The 15,286-nt window shown below is 61.8% G+C and carries 11 protein-coding genes, 3 tRNA genes and 1 pseudogene; 1 reads left to right on the top strand and 14 read right to left on the bottom strand.

Translation table 11 applies throughout. From position 1 onward, the window contains the following. Positions 1 to 15: 15 nt before the first annotated feature. The 11 genes from nuoG to ABIE33_RS01665 form a co-directional block, all read right to left on the bottom strand. Complete coding sequence (gene nuoG / locus ABIE33_RS01615) at positions 16 to 2,097, bottom strand: NADH-quinone oxidoreductase subunit NuoG (RefSeq protein WP_429123025.1); 2,082 nt, start codon at positions 2,095 to 2,097, stop codon at positions 16 to 18. Positions 2,098 to 2,201: 104 nt separating this feature from the next. Beyond that, a complete protein-coding gene (locus ABIE33_RS01620) occupies positions 2,202 to 2,876 on the bottom strand; it encodes an NADH:ubiquinone oxidoreductase (RefSeq protein WP_429120559.1) in 675 nt (224 codons plus the stop codon). A gap of 6 nt (positions 2,877 to 2,882) precedes the next feature. Then, on the bottom strand, positions 2,883 to 4,187 hold the full coding sequence (gene nuoF, locus ABIE33_RS01625; RefSeq protein WP_429120562.1) for an NADH-quinone oxidoreductase subunit NuoF: 1,305 nt from the start codon (positions 4,185 to 4,187) through the stop codon (positions 2,883 to 2,885). 11 nt (positions 4,188 to 4,198) lie between these two features. Continuing rightward, a complete protein-coding gene (locus ABIE33_RS01630) occupies positions 4,199 to 5,326 on the bottom strand; it encodes an NADH-quinone oxidoreductase subunit E (protein ID WP_429120564.1) in 1,128 nt (375 codons plus the stop codon). A 16-nt stretch (positions 5,327 to 5,342) separates the two neighbouring features. After that, positions 5,343 to 5,597 (bottom strand): hypothetical protein, encoded by a 255-nt coding sequence (locus tag ABIE33_RS01635; protein ID WP_429120566.1) that lies wholly within the window; start codon positions 5,595 to 5,597, stop codon positions 5,343 to 5,345. Further along, positions 5,597 to 6,787: an NADH-quinone oxidoreductase subunit D gene (locus ABIE33_RS01640; protein ID WP_429120569.1), complete on the bottom strand. Its 1,191-nt coding sequence runs from the start codon at positions 6,785 to 6,787 to the stop codon at positions 5,597 to 5,599. The genes ABIE33_RS01635 and ABIE33_RS01640 overlap by 1 nt, the downstream gene beginning before the upstream one ends. A 57-nt stretch (positions 6,788 to 6,844) precedes the next feature. Continuing rightward, positions 6,845 to 7,450, bottom strand: coding sequence for an NADH-quinone oxidoreductase subunit C (locus ABIE33_RS01645; RefSeq protein WP_429120572.1), 606 nt, complete (start codon positions 7,448 to 7,450; stop codon positions 6,845 to 6,847). Between the two features lie 18 nt (positions 7,451 to 7,468). After that, on the bottom strand, positions 7,469 to 8,047 hold the full coding sequence (locus ABIE33_RS01650) for a NuoB/complex I 20 kDa subunit family protein (RefSeq protein WP_077498495.1): 579 nt from the start codon (positions 8,045 to 8,047) through the stop codon (positions 7,469 to 7,471). Then, positions 8,038 to 8,403 (bottom strand): NADH-quinone oxidoreductase subunit A, encoded by a 366-nt coding sequence (locus tag ABIE33_RS01655; RefSeq protein WP_112809915.1) that lies wholly within the window; start codon positions 8,401 to 8,403, stop codon positions 8,038 to 8,040. Before ABIE33_RS01655 ends, ABIE33_RS01650 begins: the two co-directional genes overlap by 10 nt. A gap of 296 nt (positions 8,404 to 8,699) precedes the next feature. Next, positions 8,700 to 8,776 (bottom strand) — tRNA-Asp (locus tag ABIE33_RS01660). A gap of 75 nt (positions 8,777 to 8,851) precedes the next feature. Next, positions 8,852 to 8,928 (bottom strand) — tRNA-Asp (locus tag ABIE33_RS01665). A 471-nt stretch (positions 8,929 to 9,399) separates the two neighbouring features. Between ABIE33_RS01665 and ABIE33_RS01670 the strand changes: the two genes are divergently transcribed. Next, positions 9,400 to 9,475, top strand: a tRNA-Val gene (locus ABIE33_RS01670). A 294-nt stretch (positions 9,476 to 9,769) separates the two neighbouring features. On the opposite strand, the gene ABIE33_RS01675 is transcribed toward ABIE33_RS01670, so the two are convergent. From ABIE33_RS01675 to ABIE33_RS01685, 3 genes and pseudogenes are all read right to left on the bottom strand, one after another. Continuing rightward, positions 9,770 to 10,168: a (R)-mandelonitrile lyase gene (locus tag ABIE33_RS01675; RefSeq protein ID WP_429120577.1), complete on the bottom strand. Its 399-nt coding sequence runs from the start codon at positions 10,166 to 10,168 to the stop codon at positions 9,770 to 9,772. A 53-nt stretch (positions 10,169 to 10,221) separates the two neighbouring features. Then, positions 10,222 to 13,684: pseudogene (locus tag ABIE33_RS01680) on the bottom strand (AAA family ATPase). Continuing rightward, the gene (locus ABIE33_RS01685) at positions 13,684 to 14,961 is read right to left on the bottom strand and encodes a metallophosphoesterase family protein (RefSeq protein WP_429120579.1); all 1,278 of its coding nucleotides are present in this window, start codon (positions 14,959 to 14,961) and stop codon (positions 13,684 to 13,686) included. The pseudogene ABIE33_RS01680 and the gene ABIE33_RS01685 overlap by 1 nt, the downstream one beginning before the upstream one ends. Positions 14,962 to 15,286: the final 325 nt, after the last annotated feature.

Consider the following 15,286-nt stretch of genomic DNA (forward strand, 5'->3'; position numbering starts at 1 on the left):
TCTATTCCCTCGCGCTCATTCCGCCGCAGCTTTGAAGTTGTTGCGTGCCAAAGCCGAGCATTCGGCCATGACGGCGGATGCGCGCGCTATCGGGTTCGTCAAATAGAAGTCTTTGACCGGAGACGCAAACACGGATTTGCCCATCTCACCGGCTTTTTGAGCAAGTGCGGCAATTTCGTCGCCACTGCCGACGGCAATCGCGTCGACATCGGCGAAATGCCGGTGCGCCGCATAGAGCTTCGAGCGCAATTCGCCAAGCGAATCAAAGGGCAGCTTCTTGCCGAGAACGTCGGAAAGCGCACGGATGATCGCCCAGTCTTCGCGCGCGTCGCCCGGAGCGAAGCCGGCACGGTTGCCGATCTGCACGCGGCCTTCGGTGTTGACCCACGTGCCGGACTTTTCGGTGTAGGTCGCAGCCGGCAGGATGACGTCGGCAGCATGTGCGCCGTTGTCGCCGTGCGAACCGATATAGACCGTGAAGCCGGACCTGCGGCCGGCAAGATCGATCTCGTCGGCGCCGAGCAGGAAGAGAACGTCCAAGGCCGAAACCATTTCGGCGGCCGTCTTGCCGTTCTTGCCCGGAACGAAGCCGAGGTCGAGACCGCCGACGCGGGACGCTGCGGTGTGCAGAACGGCAAAGCCGTTCCAGTCCGCGGTCACTGCACCGACTGTGCCTGCGAGCTTGGCGGCAGCAGCGAGAACAGCAGCACCGCCCTCCCCTGCAACGGCACCCTGGCCGATGATGATCATCGGACGCTGCGCCTTCTTCAGGGTCGCTGCGAACTTGCCCTTGCCGGACACGAGTTCGGCCAGGGTGTCGGTGCCCGCACCGAGATATTCGTATTCGTAGCGCAACTCGCCCGGCTCGCCGATGACGGCGATCGGGAAATTGCCCATCCGGTAACGCTTGCGGATGCGTGCGTTGAGAACCGAGGCTTCGAAGCGCGGGTTCGAGCCGATGATCAGCAGCGCGTCGGCGCTTTCGATACCCTGGATCGTCGGGTTGAAGATGTAGCTGGCGCGGCCGAGCGACGGATCGAGCGCGGCACCATCCTGGCGGCAGTCGATGTTTTCGGAACCGAGCGAAGCAAGCAGCTCCTTCAGGGCGTACATCTCTTCCACGGACGCGAGATCGCCGGCGATAGCGCCGATCTTGTCGCCGGACGTTGCAGCAACGGCAGCCTTCACTGCCTGAAATGCCTCACCCCAGCTTGCTGCCTGCAGACGGCCATCCTTCTTGACATAAGGACGGTCGAGACGCTGAGTCTTCAGTCCGTCCCAGATGAAGCGGCTCTTGTCGGAGATCCACTCTTCGTTAATGTCTTCGTTGACGCGCGGCATGATGCGCATCACTTCCCGGCCACGGGTATCGACGCGGATCGCCGAACCGAGCGCATCCATTACGTCGATGGATTCGGTCTTGTTCAGTTCCCACGGACGCGCCGTGAAGGCGAACGGCTTCGAAGTCAGCGCGCCGACCGGGCAGAGGTCGACGACGTTGCCCTGCAGCTCGGAGGTCATCGCCTGTTCGAGGTAGGTGGTGATCTCGGCGTCCTCGCCACGACCGATCAGGCCGAGCTCGGCAATGCCGGCGACTTCCGTGGTGAAACGGACGCAGCGCGTGCAGTGGATGCAGCGGTTCATCACCGTCTTGACCAACGGGCCGATATACTTGTCTTCGACGGCGCGCTTGTTTTCCTGGTAGCGCGACGAATCAATACCGAAGGCCATCGCCTGGTCCTGCAGGTCGCATTCGCCACCTTGGTCGCAGATCGGGCAATCGAGCGGATGGTTGATCAGCAGGAATTCCATGACGCCTTCGCGGGCCTTCTTGACCATCGGCGTGGTCGTGAAGACTTCCGGCGTCTCACCGTTCGGGCCGGGACGGAGGTCGCGCACGCCCATGGCGCAGGAAGCGGCGGGCTTGGGTGGCCCTCCCTTCACCTCGATCAGACACATGCGGCAGTTACCGGCGACCGACAGCCGCTCATGGAAACAGAAGCGCGGAACCTCGGCGCCGGCCTCTTCGCACGCCTGAAGCAGCGTGAAATGATCCGGGACCTCGATCTCTTTTCCGTCGACTTTCAGCTTTGCCATCTTCGTACTCAATCCTGTCTTCCATCCGTCCACCTTCGAGGCGACGGACAATTCCAACACAGCCATGCTGCTTGCCGGTGGTAACCTCTGCCGGTCACCGCCTCTTATTCTTTTGCGCCTTTCAGCGCCTTTGCCTGCTTTACCCAGTCGTCGCGCAGAATGCGTCCGCTAAAGCCGAGCTCGTCGTCGAAGCGGGCAACGTCGGCATCGCTCCAGGCGGCAATATCAGCGAACCGGCGAATGCCTTTGCTGTTCAGCACCTGCTCGAGCTTCGGGCCGATGCCGGAAATCCGCTTGAGGTCGTCGGCGGCACGGACCTTGGCCCGGGAAGCGACCGGCGCCTTTACAGGCTCTGCCAGTTTCTTCTCAGCCTTCGGCTTTGATACCACGCCTTTCTTGGCAACTGCCGGCTTCACCGTCTCTTGCGGTCTTGCTTCTGCCTGAACCGGAGCAGCTTGGGCGGCAACGACCTCAGCCGCGACGCCCGCCTGCATCTGGCCGGCCAAAGCCGAGCCCTTCTGCAACGCTTCTACGGCGCCCTGCATCGCGCCGAGCATGACGCCGGCGATGTGGCTCGACAGACCGAAACCAAGCGCTGTCGCCGCCGCAACGGCTCCTGCCGGATGCGCCATCAGCGGATGCAGCGGCACCTGCGGCATGTTCTTCACCCATTCGGCCATGCCGAACGGATCGGCCGGATCGCCGCCAAGCGGACGTGCGGGCGAAATGCCGCTCTCGGCCTCTCCCCTCACCTGTCCATCCTTGCGCGTGCCGGCCATGGTCCGTTACTCCGCCGCTTCCAGCACCGCGCCGTGCGACGTCGCGTTGCGGGTGTATTCGTCGATGCGCTTTTCGATCTCGGGGCGGAAGTTGCGGATCAGGCCCTGGATCGGCCAGGCAGCCGCATCGCCCAGAGCACAGATCGTGTGACCTTCGATCTGCTTGGTAACGTCGAACAGCATGTCGATCTCGCGCTTCTGAGCGCGGCCCTGCACCATGCGCTCCATCACGCGCCACATCCAGCCGGTGCCTTCGCGGCATGGCGTGCACTGGCCGCAGCTCTCGTGCTTGAAGAAGGCCGAGATGCGGGCGATTGCCTTGATAATGTCAGTGGAGCGATCCATGACGATGGCGGCAGCAGTGCCGAAGGACGACTTGACTTCGCGAAGCCCGTCGAAGTCCATCGGGCAGTCGATGATGTCTTCGGCCTTGACCACCGGGCAGGATGCGCCGCCGGGGATGACAGCCAGCAGGTTGTCCCAGCCGCCGCGAATGCCGCCGGCATGCTTGTCGACGAGTTCGCGGAAGGTGATGCCCATCGCTTCTTCGACCGTGCACGGCTTGTTGACGTGACCGGACAGCATGAACAGCTTTGTGCCGACATTGTTCGGACGGCCGATCGACGAGAACCAACTGGCGCCGCGGCGCAGGATCGTCGGGGCAACGGCGATCGACTCGACGTTGTTGACGGTCGTCGGGCAGCCATAGAGACCCATGTTCGCCGGGAACGGCGGCTTCAGGCGCGGCTGGCCCTTCTTGCCTTCAAGGCTTTCGAGCAGCGCGGTTTCTTCGCCACAGATGTAGGCGCCGGCGCCGTGATGGACGAAGATGTCCATATCCCAGCCGAGCTTGTTGTTCTTGCCGAGCAGGCCGGCGTCGTAGCATTCGTCGATTGCCGACTGCAGCGCCTCGCGCTCGCGGATATATTCGCCGCGCACATAGATATAAGCGGTGTGCGCACCCATGGCGAAGCTGGCGATGACGCAGCCTTCGATCAGGGTGTGTGGATCGTGACGCATGATGTCACGGTCCTTGCAGGTGCCCGGCTCCGATTCGTCGGCGTTGACGACCAGATAGTGCGGACGCCCGTCGCTTTCCTTCGGCATGAAGGACCACTTGAGACCAGTCGGGAAGCCTGCACCGCCACGACCACGAAGGCCGGAGGCCTTCATCTCGTTGACGATCCAGTCGCGACCCTTTTCAAGAATCTGCTTGGTGCCATCCCAATGGCCGCGGCTCATCGCGCCCTTGAGAGACTTGTCCTTGAGGCCGTAGATATTGGTAAAGATGCGATCTTCATCTCTGAGCATGGTTCACCTCTTTACCGCGGCTTCTTGCCGAAAACTCTGATGTATTCGGCTTCGCCACCCTTGGCGAGCGCCTTGGCCTGCTTGACCCAATCGTCACGTTCGATCCGGCCCTTGAAATTGAGATAGCCGTCGACCCATTCGCGCTCGGCCTTCTTCCACGACGCTACTTGCGCGAACGTGTAGATACCGAGTTCGTGCAGCGTGCCCTCGATCTTCGGACCAACGCCGGAGATCAGCTTGAGATCGTCGACAGCTGCCGGCCTGGCGATGCCTGCCGGACGGTTCTTGTCTTCGAGCGATGGCTTGCCGGAAACGTCGGCGGCCTTGGCAGGCTTCGACTTGTCGGCGGTGTCGCCTTCGATCTTGGCGTTTGCTGCCGCTTCCTTCTTCGCCGTCGCCGGTGTCTTCACGGCGGCGTTGGTTTCGCTGGCATCAGTCTTTGCCCGTGCAGCATTCGACGGCGGCACACTGACAGCAGGCGCGTCACTGACCTTCTTGGTTGTCGCTGGAGCCTTCCTGACCGGTGCATCCGGGGTCGTCAGCGTCGTCGGGCCACCTTCCGGCGCCGAGAAGACACGATCGATCTGCGGACCGGTGGCGACTTCGGCGCCCTTGCCTGCATCGAAGCGGTCGATGATCTGCTCGAGCTGCTCGGGCGTCAGATCTTCATAGGTGTCCTTGAAGATCATGACCATCGGCGCATTCACGCAGGCGCCCTGACATTCCACTTCTTCCCAGGAAAGCGTACCGCTCTCGTTGAGGGTGAAAGGGTCGTGGGCAATCTTGCTCTTGCAGACCCGGATCAGGTCTTCGGCGCCACGCAGCATGCACGGCGTCGTGCCGCAGACCTGAACGTGAGCGCGCGTACCGACCGGCTTCAGCTGGAACTGGGTATAGAAGGTCGCGACTTCGAGCACGCGGATATAGGCCATGCCGAGCATGTCGGCGATCGATTCGATCGCGGCCTTCGTTACCCAGCCGTCCTGCTCCTGCGCCCGCATCAACAGCGGAATGACCGCGGACTGCTCGCGGCCTTTCGGATACTTCTGGATTGTCTTTTGTGCCCAAGCGGCATTTTCGCGATTGAACGCGAATGCAGCCGGCTGGACATTGTCTTCGGCTAGTCGACGAACAGACATTCTTCACGACACCTTATCAGTTAATCGACCCACACCGCGACTTCGTCACCGAAACGAATTCGCAGGCATAGGCTGACTGGTCTTTTTGTAAAAATACGATGTAGCGCGTGCCATTGGCCACGGCTGCCTTGATCTCGTAGCCCTTGGTCACGAGATCGGCCATCGAGCCCCCACGCATCGCGGCGGACGCTTCGCTGTTGACGGAATCCTGTGCGGATGCCGCCGTCGCGAGCAGAAGAAATCCTGCCATAGCCAGGGGCGCGAAACGCATCAGCGGTCCACCTCACCGAACACGATATCGAGGGAGCCCAGCACGGCCGACACGTCGGCAAGCTGGTGTCCGCGACAGAGGAAGTCCATCGCCTGCAGATGCGCGTAGCCCGGGGCACGGATCTTGCAACGATAGGGCTTGTTGCTACCGTCGGAGACGAGGTAGACGCCGAATTCGCCCTTCGGCGCTTCAACGGCTGTATAAACCTCGCCAGCCGGCACGTGGTAGCCTTCGGTGTAGAGCTTGAAGTGGTGGATCAGCGCTTCCATCGAACGCTTCATCTCACCGCGTTTCGGCGGAACGATCTTACCGTCCATCGACGAGACCGGGCCGACCTTGGCATCGCCGAGCAGGCGGTTCACGCATTGACGCATGATCTTGGCCGACTGGCGCATTTCGATCATGCGGATGAGGTAACGATCGAAGCAGTCGCCGTTCTTGCCGATCGGAATGTCGAATTCCATGTCCGAATAGCATTCGTAAGGCTGCGAACGGCGCAGGTCCCACGCCGCGCCGGAACCGCGAACCATCACGCCCGAGAAACCCCAGGCCCATGCGTCTTCCAGCTTGACGACGCCGATGTCGACGTTGCGCTGCTTGAAGATGCGGTTGCCGGTCAGAAGCTCGTCGATATCGTCGACGGTCTTGAGGAACGGGTCGATCCACTTGCCGATATCTTCAACCAGCTCGTGCGGCAGATCCTGGTGCACGCCGCCGGGACGGAAATAGGCCGAGTGCATGCGCGCGCCGCAGGCACGCTCATAGAACACCATCAGCTTTTCGCGCTCTTCGAAGCCCCAGAGCGGCGGCGTCAGCGCGCCAACGTCCATGGCTTGCGTGGTCACGTTCAGAAGATGCGACAGAATACGGCCGATTTCCGAATAGAGAACGCGGATCAGCTGGCCGCGGATCGGCACTTCGGTTCCGGTCAGCTTTTCCACTGCGAGCGCAAAAGCGTGCTCCTGGTTCATCGGCGCGACATAGTCGAGCCGATCGAAATAGGGAATTGCCTGCAGGTAGGTCTTGGTTTCGATCAGCTTCTCGGTGCCGCGGTGCAGCAGGCCGATATGCGGATCGACGCGCTCGACGATTTCGCCATCAAGCTCGAGCACCAGACGAAGAACGCCGTGCGCCGCCGGATGCTGCGGACCAAAGTTGATGTTGAAATTGCGGACGTTATGTTCGGTCATACCGATTGCTCCAGGCCGGACGGCGCCCTCAAAGGGTCGCCGCGGGCCGACTTAGTCTCACCGTGCTTTCGCCTTCTCGTCGCCGGGCAGGACGTATTCCGTCCCTTCCCACGGGGAGAGGAAGTCGAAGTTACGGAATTCCTGCTTCAGTTCGACGGGCTCATAGACGACGCGCTTGGCTTCGTCATCATAGCGAACCTCGACAAACCCGGTAACCGGGAAGTCCTTGCGCAGCGGGTGTCCTTCGAAACCGTAGTCCGTCAGGATGCGGCGCAGGTCCGGATGGCCGGTGAACAGGATGCCGTACATGTCGTAGGCTTCACGCTCGAACCAGTCGGCGCCCGGATAGACCGGCGTTGCCGACGGAACCGGCTCGTTCTCGCCGGTCGAAACCTTGACGCGCATGCGCAGGTTCTGGCGCGGCGACAACAGGTGATAGACGACATCGAAACGGTCCGGCCGCTGAGGCCAGTCGACACCGCAAACATCGACGAAGTTGATGAAGGCGCACTGCACGTCGTCGCGCAGGAACGTCAGCAGCTCGATCAGGTTTGCAGCCGTCGTCGTCAGCGTCAGTTCGCCGTAGTTGATGGCGGCGTCCGAAATCAGCTGGCTGCGCGTCTCGCGCAGATAGGAGGCAAGCTCGTTCAGGGCTTCACTCATGTTAAGAACCCCCTACCCTTAGCGTTCGATCGTGCCGGTCCGGCGGATCTTCTTCTGCAGCAGAAGCACGCCGTAAAGCAGCGCTTCTGCCGTGGGAGGACAGCCTGGCACATAGATATCAACGGGCACGACACGGTCGCAGCCACGGACGACGGAATAGGAATAGTGATAGTAGCCGCCGCCATTGGCGCACGAGCCCATCGAGATCACGTAACGCGGCTCCGGCATCTGGTCGTAGACCTTGCGGAGAGCTGGCGCCATCTTGTTGGTCAGGGTGCCGGCGACGATCATCACGTCGGACTGGCGCGGCGAAGCACGCGGCGCAAAGCCGAAGCGCTCGGCGTCGTAGCGCGGCATCGACATCTGCATCATCTCGACGGCACAGCAGGCAAGACCGAAGGTCATCCACATCAGCGAGCCGGTGCGCGCCCAGGTGATGAGCTCGTCGGTCGAGGTGACCAGAAAACCCTTGTCGGCGAGCTCATTGTTGATCTCGCCGAAGAAAGCATCATTGCTGCCGATCGGCTTGCCGGTCGAGGGATCGATGATCCCCTTCGGCTTGGGCGCAACGAGCGTGGTGCCGGATGCTAGTTCCATTCCAGCGCTCCCTTCTTCCATTCATAGATAAAGCCGATCGTCAGCACACCGAGGAAGACCATCATCGACCAGAATCCGAACCAGCCCAGCTGGTGAAACGAAACGGCCCACGGGAAGAGGAAGGCGACTTCCAGGTCGAAGATGATGAAGAGGATCGACACAAGATAGAAACGAATGTCGAACTTCATGCGCGCGTCGTCGAACGCATTGAAACCGCATTCGTAGGCCGACAGCTTTTCCGAATCAGGCGCCTTGAACGCGACGGCGAAGGGAGCAATCAAAAGGGCCACGCCGATCACAAGTGCGATTCCAATGAAAATCGCGATCGGAACATAGGAACCGAGAAGTTCAGTCATTGTTATCCGTCCCTGCCTGCGGGAGGGCGCATGGGAGAGCGCCAAACAACAAATCTCGCAGGCCGAAAAATATGTTGCAACGCCAGAGTGGTTAGCGCAGCCCGCGCTTGCGCGCAAGCCTTCGAGGGGCATTTAAACCGGTTCGCGACACAGGATTGGACGACGTGCCGCGGCAAAGCGCTGATTTGCAGGGATGGGCAGACTTTACGGTAAAAGCGAAGCTTGAAGGACAGATTGCCGCACTGCAAAAGCAGGCTATTTGCAGTCTTGTTATATCGGAGGGATTAAGGGGTAAATGGCGCGAGTGACGGGGCTCGAACCCGCGACCTCCGGCGTGACAGGCCGGCACTCTAACCGACTGAGCTACACCCGCGCATATGACCCAAGGGGTCAGTATTACCACCATCGGCGCTTCGTGAGAATGCCTCAAGTCAAACCATGTCAAGAATGGCGCGAGTGACGGGGCTCGAACCCGCGACCTCCGGCGTGACAGGCCGGCACTCTAACCGACTGAGCTACACCCGCATCATCTTGAAGTGGCTGGGGCGTTTCCGCCCCGGCACCGAGCGGGCTTGCCCGTTCGATGAGCGGCTAACTAAGCGGTTCGCATTTGGGTGTCAAGCGTGTTTGGAGACAAATCCATGACGGAGCCAATTTTGATCCACAGGCAATGTCAAAGCCGGCTTCTGCCTCCCCATAACAGAGAGCCCCCTGCCCTTTGCGCAAGCGGCAGGTTCTGGCGTGAGGAAAGGCGACGCACAGATACGAGCCACCGACTGAGGGATTCGTGCGAAAGTCGTGGCGCGGCCAATCACCTTTTTCCACAGTCGCCGCTCTCCGCTTTTTTCCACAATGGGAAAACCCGGCAACTCCTGCACTTCTGTCGCCTCGCGCAAAAAAAATCGAAAAAACGACGGAAATGCTCTTGCGGTTTTTTTCGGTTACGCCTAGATCACGGCCACCGACGCGGCGGACACATCCGGTCCGAACGCTGAAGGGCGATTAGCTCAGTTGGTAGAGCGCCTCGTTTACACCGAGGATGTCGGGAGTTCGAGTCTCTCATCGCCCACCATTTTTTCCCCGGAACTGTCACCGCATAGCTTGAGATGCGCATGGGCGTTTAGGCGTTCATTGTCGACAGTACGTGCGGGAATTCTGTGCTACGCGTCTGCTGCCAAATGCTAAGCTACCCGCACCGTCGCCTACGACAAATACGCGCAGCGGGCTTCGCCGAGCGTCCATACGCCTTACGCGCCACTCAACCGAGTCTATTGAGTACCTTACACAGGAGCACACTACGAACGCGCCTCCCGCGGGCGATTCGTCGTCCAATCGAAAAACTGCGATCGACACGCAAAAGAATCAGCTAGGCGCCGCGATACTGTTCGTCGGTCACATGCTCCAGCCAGTCCACCGCCTTGCCGTCGAGCGCTTCCTGAATGGCGAGATGAACCATGGCGGTATCCGGCACGGCACCGTGCCAATGTTTTTCGCCGGGCGGAAACCAGACCACGTCTCCGGCACTGATCTCACGCACCGGACCACCCCAGACCTGGGCCAGGCCCCGGCCGGATGTCACCACCAGCGTTTGCCCGAGCGGATGCGTATGCCATGCGGTGCGCGCGCCGGGCTCGAACGTCACATTCACGGCGCGCACACGGGCCGGCTCTGCCGCTTCGATAACGGGGTCCTGCCTGACCGTACCGGTAAAGTATTCCGCTGAGGGTCGTGTCGACGCTCGCGATCCGCTGGGTATGATCTCCATCTTTCGTTCCTCCGGGTTTCCGCCGTGATAATTCGCCGACAACAATGGCGGTATCATAGCCTGTGGATAGTCACTTCCGGGCACGCGGTTCGGGCAATATCGCAAAGATGCTCGTGGTGCGTCAGGTAGATCACCTGCCCAACGCTGGCCATATCCGCCATCAGCTCGAAGGCGCGACCGGCGCGGCCGTCGTCAAACGTCTCCATGATGTCGTCGGCGATGAAGGGCAAGGTTTCGCGCGCGGCGGCAACCTCATGATAGCCCGCGATCCTGAGCGACAGATAGAGCTGGAAGCGCGTCCCCTTCGAAAGATCGCGCGCCAGCTTGGAGCCGCCTGTTGCGGCGTTGGCAATCAGGAACTCCTGGCCCTTGTCAGCCTGCGCCGCCAGGCTGGAATATTCTCCACCGCTGATGCGGCTGAAGGTTTGCGAGGCGCGCCGCATCATGGCGCTGCGATGGCGCTCACGAAAGAGCCGGAGCGCCTGTTCGGTAGCGATCAGGCCGGCCTTCAGCTTGAGATAGCCGAGCGCCTTGGCCTCGATCTCCAGAAGCAGCGTACGTCGGCGTTGGTCGAGGGCTGCGACGGTGTCGTCGCCGGCGATATTGGAGAGCGCCCCTTCCTTCGTCCGCATGTCAGCGTGCAGTTCGCTGACGTCGCGGTCGCTCTCTTCAAGGAGCGCCTCGACGCGAGCCAGCTCCAGCCGCACGGTTTCGTCATCAAGCGTGACAAGCAAGGCCTCCGCGTCTTCGCTGCTGATGACACCTAGGCGCAAGGCAAGGTCGGCCTCCGATTCGGCGATGCGCTGGCGCAGCCGTTCCTGCTCGCGGGAAGCGTCGAGCAGCAAGCCGGCTTCATCCAATGTCTCGCAGCCGAAGAAATCGAGCACGAGACATTTGCGGGCGACATGGAGATCCTGCTCGGCAGCGACGTTGCGTTTCTCCTCCTCAAGGCGGGCAAGCTCTGCCGACAGCGCCGCGCGCCGATCCTCCTGTTTTTCGGCGTCAGCGACACGCGCCTTCATGGCGGTGAAGGTCGCAAGCGTATCGTTTACGCCCGGCACATCGGCAAGCTCTGCGATCGCCGTCTCAAAGGCCGCCTGATCCTTGCGCATGCCGGCGACACGATGATCGAGATCGGCCCTGCGCAGCGCCAGCTTGTCGAGATCCTGCAAGACCACGAGCATGGGCGCGATCTGATCCGGCAGCGGGCGTTCCTGCCAGCCCGCAAGCCAGGTGGTGGACAGCAGATCATCCCATTGCGCCTGCCAGGAGGACAGGGCGCCCTCGGCACGTGCCAAGGTCGACTGGCGCTGCTCGAGCATCTCACTGGTGCGCCGGGCTGCCTCGCGCGCGGCCTTACCGGCAGAGAAAGCCGCCTGTGCCTGCGCGACAGCATTTTCGGCAAACGCCAGCAGATCATCGAGCCGCTGCGGCAAACGCTCGGTCACGCCAATCTCGGCAAGTGATTCCTTCAGAATATCGCGTGCGTCGTTCTCGTCGGCCCGGGCGCGGTTGAGTTCAAGCCGCGTAGAGCGCTGTTGCGCACGAATATCGAGCGCAACAAGCCGGGCTGCGAGCCAGGCCTCCAGTGGCGTCAACTGCGTGACGTTGGGTAATCCACATGCTGCGGCGGCCGTATTGATAGCCTCTGCCAGCGCCGACGATTCCTCGGCTAGAGAGAGCTGTTGTTTCCGAAGCACATCAAGGCGCGCCCGGCGCTCGGTAATCGACAAAGCCAGCGAGCGCATACCCGCGACCTTTGCCGCCTCGGCAAGCCGCAACGCCGTCGCATCATCGTCGCGACCCAACGCGTCTTCAAAGATCGTCGCAGTCGCCACATCCAACCGGACCTTGTGTTGCTCCCAGGCTTGCTGCCGGTGCTGTCGAAGCTCGGTGGACGCCCGGTCGTCCATGGCGCCGCCCGAAGCAACTAAGGCCGCGAGGCGAGCTTCCTCTCCGGCCAGTTGTTCAGTTTCGCTGGCGACACGGTCGGCAAGGCGCAGACGCCTTTCCTCCTGTGCCGCCAAGTCACGTCGCCAGCCCTCGATCGTGCCAGCAGCGGGCACCGCCAGGCCAAGCAGATCATCGCCGCTGCCGGAATAGGGCCTCAAGGCCTCCAGCTTGTCGGCAAGCTCCGTGTCCAGGCGCTCGAGCGATTGCCTGGCCGCCTGCAGGCGCAGCCCGCAATCATCCTGCCGCAGGCGCCGCAGCCGCTCGACAAGCGCACCCGGATCGACAGCTGGGCCGCCTTCGACCTGCAGCCGCGCCAACTCACTGGCGGCCTCCTGCTCCGCACGCTTTGCTCCATCCACCTCCTGTCGGGCCGATGCGACACGTTCTTGTAGTGCCGAATGTTGCCGAGAGAGTTCCTGCAATCGGACGTTTGTGACCGCCGGCAACAACAGCGCGGCCGGATCCCGATCACTGGGCTCGCCGAGCCTGATCAGGCAGGCGGCAATCTCCGTTTTCGTCCGTGACAATTCCTCGCTTCGTGTCGGCATATCGCGCGCCGCCGTCACATAGCGCGCATCAAGCTCCATCTCCCGCAGCGCGTTCAAACGCTCCATCAGGATGAAAGCCGCCTCGTCGCGCGGCAGGTCCTCCAGTCCCTCCTGCCGATGCCGGATTTCGTCATCGAACTGGCGAAGCTTGGTTACTATTTCGATGTCGCGCCGGCGCAGCGCCGGCAATTCCGTTACCCACTCAGCCGGAGCCAGCGGCAAGGGTGACGCCTTTTCCAGATCGACGCGCAAACCACAAAGGCGCCGGAAGAGCGGCAGGGCATCTATCTGCGCCCTCAGGGCGATCACGCTGCACCCGCAGTTCTACACGGCGCGCCATGGCCGCCTCATGGCGCTCGCGGGCGGCAAGAAGCGTCTTGCGCAGCGACGCATATTCACGCGCATTGACGTCCAGCCCGTTGCGCTCGACTTTCAGCGCGTCGAGTTCGGCCTTCAGCTCGGAAAGCTGATGCTTGCGTGCCTGGGGTCGGTAGAAAGCATCCGCCTCGGCGCGCAGGGCAGACAGGACCGCGGCGCTATCCGGCAGACCTGAACTGGCGGAGAAAAGCAGCGAGCCGAGTTCGCCCTCGCTCTTCAGGATCGCCTCCCCTCCCTGCTCGATGCTGTCGTCGTCGAGCGAGAACATCATGCGATAGGTCGCGCGATCGATCGAGCCAAGCGCGGCGGAAAACAGATTGTCCGGCAATGGTTGTTCGTCGACACCGACCAGCGTGTTGGTCTTGCGCTTTATCCGGAAGGCCTGATGGGAGCGGCCGGCCGCCTCGATCGTACCGCCAACCCGCATGGTCTGATAGGGGTGCAGAAAGCCGTAGGAACTGTAATGCTCGATGCCGAAGAGCAGGTCGAGGAAGCCGGAAAACAGCGTCGACTTGCCGGCCTCGTTCGGCCCGTAGACAATGTGCAGATCGGGTCTGTCCGGTACTGCCGGACCGAAGTCGAGGCGGCGCTCGGTGAATTTGCCGTACCGCACCAGATCGAGTTCGCGCAGCCGCATCAGCGTGACGCCTCGCCGGCGCTGCCATGAAGATGCGCGAGCACCTCCGCTGCGCCGGAGATGCCAGCGTCGAACGCCAGCCTTTCGACCGCCGCCTCATCCGGCGCCAGGGCCTGGCGCAAATCCGGCGGCAGTTGCTGCAGCAACTCCTCGACGGCAGCGCGCATCTCCTGACGGAAGCCATGGGCCGGTAAGACATCGCTCGAGACAAGCGCCGCCAATTCGTCGGCCGGATCGGCCATTGCCACGCCGGTCTCGGCATCGGGAGTGCGGCAATCCAGCTCGATCTTCTCGACCCAGCAGCCGCCGTTGCCGGCGGCCACATTGTCGATCTCGGCCTGGAGCAGGTCGCCATCGCGGCGCAGGCGCCAGGCAAGCGGCGTTGCGCCAGTCAGCGTCAGCCGGAGTATCACGTTGTCGGCAGCGGCCGTCTCCCGCGACTGCAGGAAGGCGTTTCTGACCGCATCGATCATATCGCCCCACTCGGAAACGCCGGTGAGGTCAAGGTTCATCCTCTCGAAGGTGGCAAGGCCGATCGGCCGCTCCTCGATCGACAAGCGCCCTTCGTCGGTCACCGTCACAAGCGTCACGCCCTTGCTGCCGGCTTCGTTGATGTCGCGCCCCTGCGGCATGCCCGGCATGACCACGAAGGGTTCGCTGGCATGGACCTGGCGCTGATGAACGTGGCCAAGCGCCCAATAGTCAAACCCGTGCGCCAGGAGGTCCGCCACGCTGCAGGGCGCATAGAGATCATGGCCGGCAGCGCCGGCGAGGCTTGTGTGCAACATGCCGATGTTGATCGCGTCGGCGGTCGGTGGCTGAAAGGAGGGCAGCAGGCTTTCCGGCGCATGAGCGTTAACAAAGCTCATACCGTGGATGTAAACATCGCGGCCGCTCTCCAGCGTCTTTGCCAGAACAGCCTTGCTGTGGCCCTTGAAGACATGCGCCGACGGCGGCAGCGTCAATTCTTTCGTCACCTGCGATTGTGCATCGTGATTGCCACGGATGATGAAGACCCGGATGCCGGCCCCGTCGAGCCGGCGCAATTCGCCAGCGAGAAACAGCGCGGTGTTCATCGAGGTCTGGCTACCATCATAAAGGTCGCCGGCGATCAGCAACGCATCGACCTCTTCGGCGATACAGAGATCGACGATCCTCACAAGCGCTTGCCTGGTTGCGCCGCGCACGATGTCGGCGAGCTCGGCATTTCGAAGCGCAAGGCTGCGCAGCGGGGAATCAAGATGAAGATCGGCGGTGTGAACGAAGCGGAAGGGCATGGCCGACCATGGCCCGCGGGAGCAGCACCCGTCAATGCGCCGGACACCGTCATCCACGCGGATGCGCCCGTCACTCGCCGTTATTTCAGGGCAGTTAAGTAAAGCCAGCGCTATTAGGTGATGACTGCAGTTTCGACATGAAACGCTCCACTGAAATAAAGCGCGTTCCTATGTGCAAATATCAGATTATACTCACTTTAATCGATTAGCGCTTTTGTAAGAACTTGTTGGCTAGGTTCCGCTCGGCTGCATTTTGCGTGCGGCCAAGCGCAGGAATGACTCCCTGCTTCGGCATCCGCTCCGTCATGACGATCAAGAGCCGGAA

Origin of the sequence: Ensifer sp. 4252, assembly GCF_050434565.1 — a bacterium.
Lineage (GTDB): Bacteria > Pseudomonadota > Alphaproteobacteria > Rhizobiales > Rhizobiaceae > Ensifer.